At 38.6% G+C, this 12,730-nt stretch carries 10 protein-coding genes; 4 read left to right on the top strand and 6 right to left on the bottom strand.

Translation table 11 applies throughout. The features are described 5' to 3' along the window. Positions 1–18 precede the first annotated feature (18 nt). The gene (locus P3L40_RS03985; protein WP_094962160.1) at positions 19–984 is read right to left on the bottom strand and encodes an agmatinase; all 966 of its coding nucleotides are present in this window, start codon (positions 982–984) and stop codon (positions 19–21) included. Positions 985–1,038: 54 nt separating this feature from the next. Further along, positions 1,039–2,259 carry a sodium/glutamate symporter gene (locus P3L40_RS03980; RefSeq protein WP_136134789.1) on the bottom strand — a complete coding sequence of 407 codons (1,221 nt, stop codon included), beginning with the start codon at positions 2,257–2,259 and terminating at the stop codon, positions 1,039–1,041. A gap of 281 nt (positions 2,260–2,540) precedes the next feature. On the opposite strand from P3L40_RS03980, the gene P3L40_RS03975 reads away from it, so the two are divergent. Beyond that, a complete protein-coding gene (locus P3L40_RS03975) occupies positions 2,541–3,422 on the top strand; it encodes a LysR family transcriptional regulator (RefSeq protein WP_210852713.1) in 882 nt (293 codons plus the stop codon). 65 nt (positions 3,423–3,487) lie between these two features. Here P3L40_RS03975 and fbaA read toward each other — a convergent pair whose 3' ends face one another. From fbaA to tkt, 4 genes are all read right to left on the bottom strand, one after another. Beyond that, the gene (gene fbaA / locus P3L40_RS03970) at positions 3,488–4,564 is read right to left on the bottom strand and encodes a class II fructose-bisphosphate aldolase (RefSeq protein ID WP_094962157.1); all 1,077 of its coding nucleotides are present in this window, start codon (positions 4,562–4,564) and stop codon (positions 3,488–3,490) included. A gap of 59 nt (positions 4,565–4,623) precedes the next feature. Continuing rightward, positions 4,624–5,787, bottom strand: coding sequence for a phosphoglycerate kinase (pgk, locus tag P3L40_RS03965; protein WP_004905385.1), 1,164 nt, complete (start codon positions 5,785–5,787; stop codon positions 4,624–4,626). A gap of 92 nt (positions 5,788–5,879) precedes the next feature. Then, entirely contained in the window at positions 5,880–6,899 is a 1,020-nt protein-coding gene (gene epd / locus P3L40_RS03960; RefSeq protein WP_004905387.1) for an erythrose-4-phosphate dehydrogenase, read from the bottom strand. Positions 6,900–7,211: 312 nt separating this feature from the next. Continuing rightward, positions 7,212–9,206: a transketolase gene (gene tkt, locus P3L40_RS03955; RefSeq protein WP_094962156.1), complete on the bottom strand. Its 1,995-nt coding sequence runs from the start codon at positions 9,204–9,206 to the stop codon at positions 7,212–7,214. 1,717 nt (positions 9,207–10,923) lie between these two features. Between tkt and P3L40_RS03950 the strand changes: the two genes are divergently transcribed. From P3L40_RS03950 to P3L40_RS03940, 3 genes are all read left to right on the top strand, one after another. Continuing rightward, the gene (locus P3L40_RS03950; RefSeq protein ID WP_004905391.1) at positions 10,924–11,229 is read left to right on the top strand and encodes a helix-turn-helix domain-containing protein; all 306 of its coding nucleotides are present in this window, start codon (positions 10,924–10,926) and stop codon (positions 11,227–11,229) included. A 97-nt stretch (positions 11,230–11,326) separates the two neighbouring features. Further along, the gene (locus P3L40_RS03945) at positions 11,327–11,935 is read left to right on the top strand and encodes a common pilus major fimbrillin subunit EcpA (RefSeq protein WP_004905392.1); all 609 of its coding nucleotides are present in this window, start codon (positions 11,327–11,329) and stop codon (positions 11,933–11,935) included. A gap of 94 nt (positions 11,936–12,029) precedes the next feature. Continuing rightward, the gene (locus tag P3L40_RS03940; RefSeq protein WP_136135580.1) at positions 12,030–12,713 is read left to right on the top strand and encodes a hypothetical protein; all 684 of its coding nucleotides are present in this window, start codon (positions 12,030–12,032) and stop codon (positions 12,711–12,713) included. Positions 12,714–12,730 lie beyond the last annotated feature (17 nt).

Below are 12,730 nucleotides of genomic sequence, written 5' to 3'. Positions count from 1 at the left end.
CAACATTAATTGGCTGCGTTATTTCTTATTAAAATACCCTGCGCGAATGGATGCTCCAATTAAATTCACAACAAAACGCCCAGCAGTCACCCCAGTTAGCTTAGAGGGAATATCTTTTGCGGGTGTAATTTCAACGATATCCATACCAACAACGCGACCTTTTTTCACTAAACCGTGAATTAGGCTACGAGCTTGCAAATAAGTCACCCCACCAGGAGCCGGGCCATCAACTCCAGGCATGATACTCGGGTCAATACCATCGGCATCAATACTAATATAGTAGTTCGAATTATCTGGAATGCGGTCTAAAATGGCTTGCATGCCAACCTCATGCAGTTCATAGGCCGGAATAACATGCGCACCATGGTCTTTAGCCGCTTGGTAATCCGCAGGGCGTCCGCTACCTTGTGCACGTAAACCAATTTGAAAAATTTCACCTATATGCTTCATTTCAGAAGCGCGGCGGATCGGGCTTGAAAGGCCGGTATCCACCCCATTAACCTCTTCACGCCAATCTAAATGTGCATCAATATGCACAAGTGTAATCGGTCCTACTTCATCAAATCCCTGCAAAATAGGCGTTGTGATCCCATGATCGCCCCCTAAAACAATGGGAAGTGCTTTAGCTCTTAATAACTGTCGAATTGCCTCAGCTGCACGCTGATGGTGCTCCCCCAAAGGCTTTGATAAATCAGGAATAACATCACCACAGTCAACAAATTTAATATCTTTACGGCCTTGGAGTAGTGGCCCATCAATATCAAAATCATAATGATCTGGATGCCTAACAATTCGGTCACTCATATCACGTAAATATTGTGGAGCACGAGATTGGTCGTTGGTAAATGCATGAGCACTATAAGCTGAACTAAATGGCATCCCTAGTATGGCAATATCCGCTTCAATGTTGGTCAATTCAGTCACTAATTCTGAATATAAAAATGTTTTATGGCCAACATGTGGGGGTGTCGTTAATTTTTTCATACAAACTATTCCTTCTTAGATTTAGTTTTCTTTCTTTTGTTGTTTTTTTATTTCTTAGCCACCAAATGTGTTAGCTAAGAATACAAATAGAGGGACACCAACAATATCTGTTAATACCGTTCCAGCGATTGGTATAATAATGAATGCCTTTCGTGAGAATAAACCGTATTTATTACAAATAGCATCCATGACCACTAAGCCATTTGGCGTTGCACCTAAACCATGTCCAATAAAACCAGCTGACATAACAGCCGCATCATAATTTTTACCTAATGCACGGTAAACAACAAATATAGCCACTAATATTGTTGTAATAACTTGTGATATTAATATGATAGTTAGAGGTAACGCTAACTCATATAATTCCCAAAGTTTTAACTTCATCATAGCCATCACTAAAAACATTTCTAGTGATAAAGTAGAAATTAATACTACTGTATTGCGAGATATTTTAATTATTGATTTTCTTTCATTGATTGAATGAAATATAACACCAACAAACAAACTAAAAATATGTCCAGGAATAGTAAACCCTGTTACTGTACTTATCCATTTTGCTGTCGGCATTCCGATAGCGAGTATGCTTAAAATAACTGCTCCTGTAATAATACATTGTTGAGCCGTAATTTTATCTTCGGTATCGTTACTTTCCGCTAAATTTTCCAAATCAACATGGTCAGTTTCAATTTTTAATTTATTTCTTTGGATCAACCAGTTCCCAACAGGCCCTCCTAGAATTGACCCTGCAATCAAACCAAAAGTCGAAGCCGCTAACCCAACATTCAGGGCTTGGTCGTGGCCAAAGGACTCAATCAGCGGTGCTAAAGATGCCGCCATACCATGACCACCTTGCATCGAGGCTTGGCCTGCCATCATAGCAACTAGTGGCTCAATATCTAAAACATATGATAAACCAATGCTGACGCCATTTTGCATAAATGCCAGACCCCAGCAAATCACCATATAAATTAGCAATATTTTTCCACCACTCACTAATAATTTAACACCTGTCATTAAACCTATTGTGACGAAAAATATATACATCGATAAGTCATATAATGTGTTATCAAAATTAAGCTCAACAATATTAAATTGATAAGCTAACCACATTACAATAGAAAACATAAACCCGCCGATCACCGGACTAGGAATTGAATATTTCATAAAAAATGGAAATTTCTTTATGATTACATTACTAGCAATTAATAATAAGGCCCCTAATGCTGTAAATGTAATCATATCTAATTTTATTGTTAACAATTCATCTGTGACCATAAATTAGAATCCTTTTGTATTTATATATATTTGGATTAATTATTATTTTGTGGCGCCACTTTGGTAATAATCTATTAACAACTACAACTTTAAGATATACGTATCCGCTAGGAATAAAAGTGATATTTTTGATCCTATGGTTTCATAAAATGAAACCTTTTATATAAATAAAAACAATTTTAATAATTAAAATAAAATAGTATTAATTATGCTATTTGTATCCCAATAAAAAATAAGATAGATTAGCATTTAGTGATTGATTTCACGTAATAGGTATAAATATGCATAATAAAAAATTAACTGAAAAAGACTTAAAATCATTACGTGTTTTTACTTCCGTTGCAGAAGCTGGTGGCTTTACCATTGCAGAAAAAAAACTAAATATGTCAAAAGCATCAATAAGCCGCCATATCCGTGAAATTGAAGAAAAACTCGGTGTCCAATTGTGTGAAAGAGGCCCTTCTGGCTTTAAGCTAACTGAGTCAGGTTTATTTGTTATCGAAAAAGCCAATACTGCTTTGAAAGCATTAGATAATATCAAAACTGAAGTCGATGAACGCCATGGGGTTTTATCTGGAACATTAGTTATTGGTGTTATTGAACATATATTAACGGATCCACTCTGTCATCTATCAGCCACTATTGCTCAATTTACCCAAGAGGCGCCTAATGTTAAATTAGAGCTAAGTATCCTCAACCATAATCAATTAAATAAAGCGCTTAGTGACAGAACAATTCAAATCGGTATTCGCCGGCAATATCACGAAAATAGCCGCTTTAATTACCAGTTCTTATTTATAGAAAACCATAAGCTTTATGTTTCTGCCAATACCGCCAACAACAAACATAATCTAGCATTAGTTTATCGGCCACACCCATTCACTGAAAGTATTTTAGCATCGGGTGAATTTAGCCGAGGCCCTGAAGCCGCTGGCCTTGAGGCTGTAGCTACCTTTATCGCTTCAGGCCACTATGTGGGTATTTTACCGGAAAACTATGCCTCACATATTAATTTCCGCCATTCACTCATAGAAATGAGCGACTCCCCTGTCTTTCATAACCGCATATGTGCAATCACCGAGGCGAGTAAACCGCTAACACAAAGTGAAGCGCTGTTTTTAAAACTACTTTCACAATTAAGTAAAGCACCAGTATCTACATGATCAAAAAATCCCCCAGCAAGTTACCTTACTAGGGGATTAATCACAAAAAACTTAATGCGCGTTAATTACAGTACATCAACACAGTTCAGTTCTTTGAATGCTTGTTCTAAACGGACAACCATTGAATCTTGTGCTTTACGCAGCCACACACGTGGGTCATAGTATTTTTTGTTAGGTTTATCCGCACCTTCTGGGTTACCTAACTGACCTTGCAGATAGCCTTCGTTCTTTTTGTAGTACTGTAAAATACCATCCCAAGTTGCCCACTGAGTATCAGTATCGATGTTCATTTTGATAACACCGTAGCTAACTGCTTCTTTGATTTCAGCAGCACTTGAGCCAGAACCACCGTGGAATACGAAGTCTAAGCTGTTGTGTGGCAGGTTATATTTTTCTGAAACGTAGTCTTGTGAATTACGCAGGATTTTTGGCGTTAACTGAACGTTACCTGGTTTATAAACACCGTGAACGTTACCGAAAGAAGCCGCGATAGTGAAACGCGGGCTTACTGCATTCAGTTTTTCGTATGCATATGCAACATCTTCTGGTTGAGTATACAGCTCAGAACTGTCCATACCTGTGTTATCAACACCGTCTTCTTCACCACCAGTACAGCCTAGTTCGATTTCCAGAGTCATATCGATTTTAGCCATACGCGCTAAATATTTAGCACAGATTTCGATGTTTTCTTCCAGTGTTTCTTCTGACAGGTCAATCATGTGAGAAGAGAACAGTGGTTTACCGGTTTTTGCGTAGTGTTTTTCACCTGCATCTAACAGGCCATCGATCCATGGCAGTAATTTCTTCGCACAGTGGTCAGTATGCAGAATAACAGGAACACCATAGTGCTCAGCCATTTGGTGTACATGATAAGCACCAGAGATCGCACCTAAAATTGCAGCTTGTTGACCTTCAGCTTTCAGGCCTTTACCTGCGATAAATGCAGCACCGCCATTAGAAAACTGAACAATAACTGGAGCACGAACTTTAGCGGCCGCTTCAAGTACGGCGTTAATTGAATCCGTACCAACACAGTTCACCGCTGGCAATGCAAAGTTATTTTCTTTAGCAACTGCGAAAACTTTCTGTACATCATCACCAGTAAGAACACCCGGTTTAACAAAATCAAAAATTTTAGACATGTGAAAAGGTCCTGTGGTAAACAGGCAGCCTACGCTGCCTGTTGTGTATGAACAATTAATTACGCTTTAGCACGTTCTTCTAGCATCACAACGGCAGGGAGCTTTTTGCCTTCAACGAACTCAAGGAAAGCACCGCCACCAGTAGAGATATATGAAATTTTGTCAGCAATATCGAATAAATCGATAGCCGCTAGGGTGTCACCACCACCAGCGATAGAGAATGCGTCGCTATCAGCAATCGCTTTTGCAACGATCTCAGTACCTTTACGGAAGTTAGGGAACTCAAACACGCCTACTGGACCATTCCAAAGAATGGTTTTGGCATTTTTCAGGATCTCAGCCAAACGCTGTGCAGATTCGTCACCTAAATCCAGAATTTGTTCGTCGTCTTTAATTTCAGTACTTGCTTTCAGAGTTGCAGGTGCAGTTTCGGAGAACTCAGTTGCAACGCGAACATCAGTCGGTACTGGAATTTGGCAGTTTGCCAGTAATTTTTTCGCTTCAGGGATTAAGTCTGCTTCATATAATGAGCGACCAACATTGTTGCCTTCCGCTGCGATAAAGGTATTCGCAATACCACCACCAACAATTAACTGGTCTGCAATTTTAGATAGAGAATCTAATACAGTCAGTTTAGTTGACACTTTAGAACCACCAACAATCGCAACCATTGGGCGAGCTGGGTTATCTAATGCTTTACCTAATGCTTCTAACTCACCACTCAGTAGTGGACCAGCACAAGCCACTGGAGAGAATTTAGCAACACCATGTGTTGACGCTTGTGCACGGTGAGCCGTACCAAACGCATCCATCACATAAACATCACACAATGCCGCATATTGTTTTGACAGCGTTTCGTCGTCTTTTTTCTCGCCTTTATTAAAGCGAACGTTTTCCAGCACAACTAACTCGCCAGCTTCGATGTCAACACCGTTAAGGTAGTCTTTAACTAAACGGACTGGGTAATCCATTTTATCGGCCAGATAGTCAACAACAGGTTGCAGTGAAAACTCTTCGTTGTACTCGCCTTCGGTCGGGCGACCAAGGTGAGAAGTGACCATGACTTTAGCGCCTTGTTTCAGAGCAGCTTCAATTGTTGGTAATGAAGCACGAATACGCGCATCAGAAGTAACTTTGCCATCTTTTACAGGAACGTTTAAGTCAGAACGGATGAATACGCGTTTACCCGCTAAGTCTAAATCGGTCATCTTAATTACAGACATGGTGAATCCTCTCGTTGATTCTCTATAAAGTTTCCATCAGCGACTGTGCAAAACAATAAAGTTATCATGCCCTGCTGTCTGTCAGTCGCCAATTAGTTTAAACCTGTCGCTGCCATTGCTAATGTTGTATCTAGCATCCGGTTAGCAAACCCCCATTCGTTATCACACCAAACCAGGGTTTTAATTAAATGCTTACCACTGACTCGTGTTTGTGTACCATCAATAATAGCACTGTGTGGATCATGATTGAAATCCATCGAGACTAGCGGTAATTCTGTGTAGTCCACTATACCACGAAAATGCCCTTGTGCAGCGCTTCGCAGTAGTTGGTTGACTTTTTCAACACAAACATCGTCATGTACGGTAACACTCAAATCAATCGCTGTCACATTCGTCGTCGGTACACGAACAGAAATGGCTTCAAAGTGGTCTTTAAATTTCGGAAAAATTCGTGTAATTCCTGCGGCTAACTTGGTATCAACAGGAATAATTGACTGACTCGCTGCGCGAGTTCTGCGTAAATCTTTATGATAGGCATCGATAACGGGTTGGTCATTCATTGACGCGTGAATCGTCGTCACTGTCCCCGATTCAATCGAAAATGCCTCATCGAGTAATTTAATAATTGGAATAATACAATTGGTGGTACAAGAAGCATTGGAAACAATCTTGTCTTGAGCGGTTAGGCTTTCATGGTTAACACCATAAACGATAGTGGCATCAAGGTCGTCAGTACCCGGGTGAGAAAATAATACTTTTTTCGCCCCTGCCGCTAAATGCAGTAACCCATCATCCCGTGAGCCATAAGCCCCACTGCAATCTAAAACGACATCAATACCCAGCTCTTTCCAAGGCAACTCATGCAACTCACGTTGATGAAATAAACGAATATTATCATCACCAACTTGTAAAAGTGTTCCGTTAAGCCGTACATCCCAAGCAAAACGCCCATGGCTGGAATCATACTTCAGCAAATGCGCAATACCTTCAGGTTCAGCAAGTTCGTTAACCGCCACCACGATAATCTCTGCCCGACGGCCAGATTCATACAACGCTCTTAGAACACTTCGACCAATGCGGCCAAAGCCGTTTATTGCTACCCTGATTGCCATTCTACACCTTGTATCTGAGCAAAATCACACGGTTGCTAAGGATAACTGACTCACACCAACTCTACTGCTCATTTTAGCTGTCAAACATCAAAAGTGTGCTTCAACCGACATTTTTAAAAAATATTTTCATTCAGCAACACGCAACTGAAACGATTCAGCTTATCTAAGGTTAGATTAAGGGATATATTTACAGAACGCAATAGAAAATCCTATATTGGTGCACAAAAAAACAACGCCTAGCTTATCACTAGGCGTTGTTCAGCAAGATAATTAGAAATGAGAACCAAAATTCGGGACTCATTCCTTCTTATTTTATTTCAGTAAAGATTTTGCAGCTTCAACCGCTTTCTCTACTGTAATACCGAATTCTTTAAACAGAACTTCGGCTGGAGCAGATTCACCAAAGGTATGCATACCGATGATGGCACCGTTTAAACCAGTGTACTTGAACCAGTAATCTGCAATACCCGCTTCGATAGCAACACGTGCTGTCACATTGGCAGGTAAAACAGCTTCGCGGTATGCCGCATCTTGTTTATCAAATGCATCGGTTGATGGCATAGAAACAACACGGACCTTACGGCCTTCTGATGTTAATTGCTCAGCCGCTTTAACGGCCAGTTCCACTTCAGAACCTGTCGCAATAAAGATTAACTCAGGCGTGCCTGCGCAATCTTTCAGAATGTAAGCCCCTTTCTCAATATTGGCTAATTGCTCAGCAGTACGAGGTTGTTGCTCTAAATTTTGACGAGAGAAGATTAATGCGCTTGGGCCATCTTTACGTTCGATAGCATATTTCCACGCCACAGCAGATTCAACTTGGTCACAAGGGCGCCATGTGCTGACATTTGGTGTCACACGCAGACTTGCCAGTTGCTCAACCGGTTGGTGAGTTGGGCCATCTTCACCCAGACCAATAGAGTCGTGAGTATAAACAAAGATGCTACGCACTTTCATCAGTGCTGCCATACGAACCGCATTACGTGCGTATTCAACGAACATCAGGAATGTCGCACCGTAAGGAATGAAACCACCATGTAACGCGATACCGTTCATGATAGCTGACATACCAAATTCACGAACACCATAGTGAATGTAGTTGCCCGCTGGGTCAACGTTCAGTGCTTTAGAGCCTGACCACATGGTTAAGTTACTTGGCGCTAAGTCCGCAGAACCGCCCATAAATTCAGGTAATACTTTACCAAATGCTTCTAATGCATTTTGTGATGCTTTACGGCTCGCGATATTTGCTGGGTTTTGTTGCAGATTTTCAACAAATTGTTTCGCATCCGCGTCAAAGTTAGCAGGTAATTCACCATTCATACGACGAGTGAATTCCGCAGCTAGTTCAGGGAATTGCGCTGCATACGCGGCGAATTTTTTATCCCATGCGCTTTGTTTTTCTTTACCTGCAGTACGAGCATCCCAAGCTTCATAGATATCTTTAGGAATTTCGAATGGGCCGTAGCTCCAACCCAGAGCTTCACGAGTTGCTGCAATTTCAGCATCACCTAAAGGCGCACCGTGAACAGACTCAGAACCCGCTTTGTTTGGTGAACCAAAACCAATAATAGTTTTACACATAATCAGTGTTGGTTTATCAGTTTGGCTTTTCGCTTCATTCACTGCCGCGTTGATCTGTGATGCATCATGGCCGTCGATATCACGGATAACATGCCAACCGTAAGATTCGAAACGTGCAGCGGTATCGTCAGTAAACCAACCTTCAACTTCACCATCAATAGAGATACCGTTGTCATCATAGAATGCGATCAGTTTATTTAATTTCAGTGTACCCGCTAAAGAACACGCTTCGTGCGAGATACCTTCCATCATACAACCATCACCCATGAACACATAAGTGTGGTGGTCAACAACGTCATGGTTAGGGCGGTTAAATTGCGCTGCTAATGTACGTTCTGCAATCGCAAAACCCACTGCATTTGCAATGCCTTGACCTAAAGGACCGGTTGTTGTTTCAACACCTGGAGTATAGCCATATTCTGGGTGGCCCGGTGTTTTAGAGTGTAATTGGCGGAAATTTTTTAACTCTTCAATAGATAAGTCATAACCAGTGAGGTGCAGTAAGCTATAAATCAACATTGAGCCATGGCCGTTTGACAGTACAAAACGGTCACGATCTGCCCAGTGTGGGTCAGCTGGGTTATGATTCATATGGTCACGCCACAGTACTTCAGCAATATCAGCCATGCCCATTGGCGCGCCAGGATGCCCTGATTTTGCTTTTTGAACCGCATCCATACTTAGAAAGCGGATAGCATTAGCAAGGGTTTTACGAGTCGTCATCAGTATACTCCAGGTAGGATAAAAACGTACTTAAACCAATTTTTACAACGCAATACGGATAGTGCTACTTTAATTTCGCTGTAACATGAAAACATCAATTTAGCGATGTATCCCATATGTTTCCTACTTTAAGGAGCCATAGCACATCGACAACAAACTGAGCATTTCACGAATAGAGCGATTGAAAGTAACCCAATTCTACCCATACCGCAATATTTGCTATGTTCATGGCAGCAGATCGCTAATAAATTGAACTGCCGCAAAGCTGAATCCATTCCATTGCGCAAAATATCCCTTAATGCTTACATTTTTGCGCAAGTGACTAACCTTATTAAACCTGAGTTCAGTGTCTGGGATCAAGGTGATTTATGCATCTAGCGCATTTAGCTGCCACATTAGTGATAATTGGCAAAGTTTTAGACAAAAAAAAGCCTCAATATGCCCGAATATTTTTGTTTAGATTAAGTCAAATACCCAACCCTTCCAATGATTAGAAATAAATAGAAGTAACATGAATTGAAAAAACAGTAGCAATAAATATTACTGGCTAATCGCAGTTGCCTATAGCCTATAGAATGGTCTATCTCCACACCTAACAAGGAGAAAATAAGAATCGTTCAAAATAATCTAGATAAGCTATTCTGCAAAGCTTATCTAGATTGCTCATCATATATAGATAGTGCGTGCACTTCTAACAACCAACGTTTTTACAACAGAAATTCCTATACAGATCACAGTTCTTATATGTATAGTTTTGAATAAAAGTGGCTTTCAAAAGCCCGCAGTGCAATCTTAATTAGCGGTTAGGTAAATCGGTATATCTAACTTATTAAGTAATAATTAGCGAATCTCTAAGTGAAGAATTGCTTTTAGAACAAACGTGTATAGTATTAGGCACTGCAAAACCTATATTCATTTAGTGACCTAATTACAAAGAGGAAGCTTTCCCATTATTATTTCTATAGCACACGACATCCACAGATAAAGACATCATAATTGATATTGCTGAAATTAAAATAAGGGGCACTAGAGAACGTAGTAACCTATCGCTGATTCTATTTTCACTGGTAAAATACCTGATGAGACTATAGAAAATAAATTGGCCTGTAAGACAAAATTTCAGGTCTAAACCCCATGTGCCACAATAGGGTCATGATATTAAAAAGTTGATACTATAGTATCAACCTACTAGACACTGATGTCATATCATATATCTAGTTAGCAAAGTGTAATTTTAACATCATACACATTAAACTAGTTAGTTGAGTTATTAATAAATAAGAGGGCTAAAAACACATTACAAATTATAATTTTACCAATATAACTGGTTTCCTACCTTTATTCTAAATTCTTCCCACCCTTTAATTGTAATAAATTGTAACTTTCAATGTAGATTCTTTATACTTCTTAATTAAATATACATTTGTTAACAATTATAATAATTTTACGCTTATTTAGTGTATTTTTTTATTGATCCCCCTGATTTCAACACTATTAAGTGTATTTTTAACCAATTAAACTGGTGAGAAGATATTTTTTAATTAGATAATGCTAAAAAAAACAGAGTTAATAGAAAAAACCTATTAAAAGTAAATTTTTAATAGAAATCCTGCCATTTACTCTTTTTTTAATGTATTTATTATAACACTCAATTAAGCAAGCGAGTGAGCTAACGAATATCATATAAATAGATCTATTAATATTAGAGGCTGAAAAAATGAAAGCTAATATAATTAGTAGTCATGTAGGAAATTATTTACGAAAATCACGCAAAGAAAAAAACATGACAGGAAAACAGTTGGCAGAATTAATTAACATTAGCCAACAACAGGTATCTCGCTATGAAACTGGTAGCAGTTCATTATCGCTAGATCAATTAAATGAAATATTAACCGTTTTAGACAAAAGATGGATTGAAATGATTTACTATATTGATTGTTTCTCTGAAGAAAATAAAAGAAACAATATAAATTTAAGTAAAAAAACAATCGAAATATTACTAAACAGCATGAAAGATATTTAAATATTCTATTTTAAATTCAATAAAACCATATCAATATGTAAAAATTAAATAACTAATTTTACTATTGTTTTCTATCAATATAAAAAGAGAGATTAGTATGTTAAATAAAAAAATGGCTTCTGTATTGTTATCAACAATTATCGCAGCTTCTTTTGCTACAGCTGCAAATGCAGATACACGTACCGCTCAAGCAACAGCAACATGGCAAGCGACTGCAATTAAAGACACGACAAGTATGTTAGTTGTAACTCCATTAAGAAGTTTAACTTTTAATTATGCCGAAGGCCAAAAAAGCTTTAACCAACAGAATGGAGCATTTGATATCGCTATTCAAGGCCAAGCTGGTGCAACAGATTTTAAATTAGCGTCAAAAATTATTGCTAATACATTAGCAAGAACAACTGACGATTCTAAATTAACTGTTGGGGTTAAATGGAATGGCGAAGATTTGACTAAAAATAATGATTTAGTATTAATTGATACATCAACCGGTTTAACTTCTGGTTTAGACAATTTAGCGGCTGATGGCATCTATAATGGCTCTGAGCGTGCAGCAGATCGCGGTGAATTCACCTTTGTTATTGCTGGCGCTGAAGCTGATGGTGCAGCGACTGACTTTAAAGCACTGACTGATGGTACATGGGATGGTGATGTGAAAGTTCAATTTACTGCAACTTGGGACGGTGATTTCACGCCAGCTCCTTAATTCAATATCCCCTTATTAGATAACTAAATATTACGATAAAGATACTATAGGGAAATAATATCTTTATCGTCATTCATTTTTGAAATTTACGATTATGAAAAAGATAACATTAGCATTAATTTTATTATCATGGTTACCATTAAAAAGCAGTTTTGCTGTCAACGTGGGAAATATTACTGAAATAATATCATCGAATGAAGATACCTTATCTAAAGAAATTGAAAATACAGTAGATACAGCAAGATTGGTAAATTTAACGATAGAAAAAATAGATTCACCACTTGATACTGGAAAAGTAATTACAGTTACTGATCCTAATGAAATATTATCAACACCCGCTAACTTAATTCTTCCAGGGCATGCAAAAGATATATTTAAGATAATTTATCAAGGCCCAAAAGATAATAAAGAACGTTACTATCGATTAAATTGGAAAGATGATCCTATTGGCGAGAGTGGTGTTACACAAAGTGCGAAATCGGCATCAGCAACAACATCAGCAACAATTAGCACAATTCTCGTTGTCGCACCAAGAATTGAAAACTTTAATTATAAATATACTAATTCCCAAGTTTCAAATACTGGAAATAGCACCTTCCGTGTAGTGGCTTCAGGCCCTTGTTTAGCAGAAAAACAAAAATACGGAGTGGATGGTATTTGTCGCGAGCGTTATTACCTCATGCCAAACTTAGCCGTCAAATTACAATTTGTCGATGTCACAAATAAAAAATCAAGCGTAGGTATTTGGCACAAAGGAGAGTTCATTGTTGTCAAATAATTAAGAATGGACTTAAA

Source organism: Providencia sp. PROV040, assembly GCF_032706145.1.
Classification (GTDB): domain Bacteria; phylum Pseudomonadota; class Gammaproteobacteria; order Enterobacterales; family Enterobacteriaceae; genus Providencia; species Providencia hangzhouensis.
Note: the sequence above shows the minus strand (reverse complement) of the source record. Positions and strands in the feature narration are given on the sequence as shown.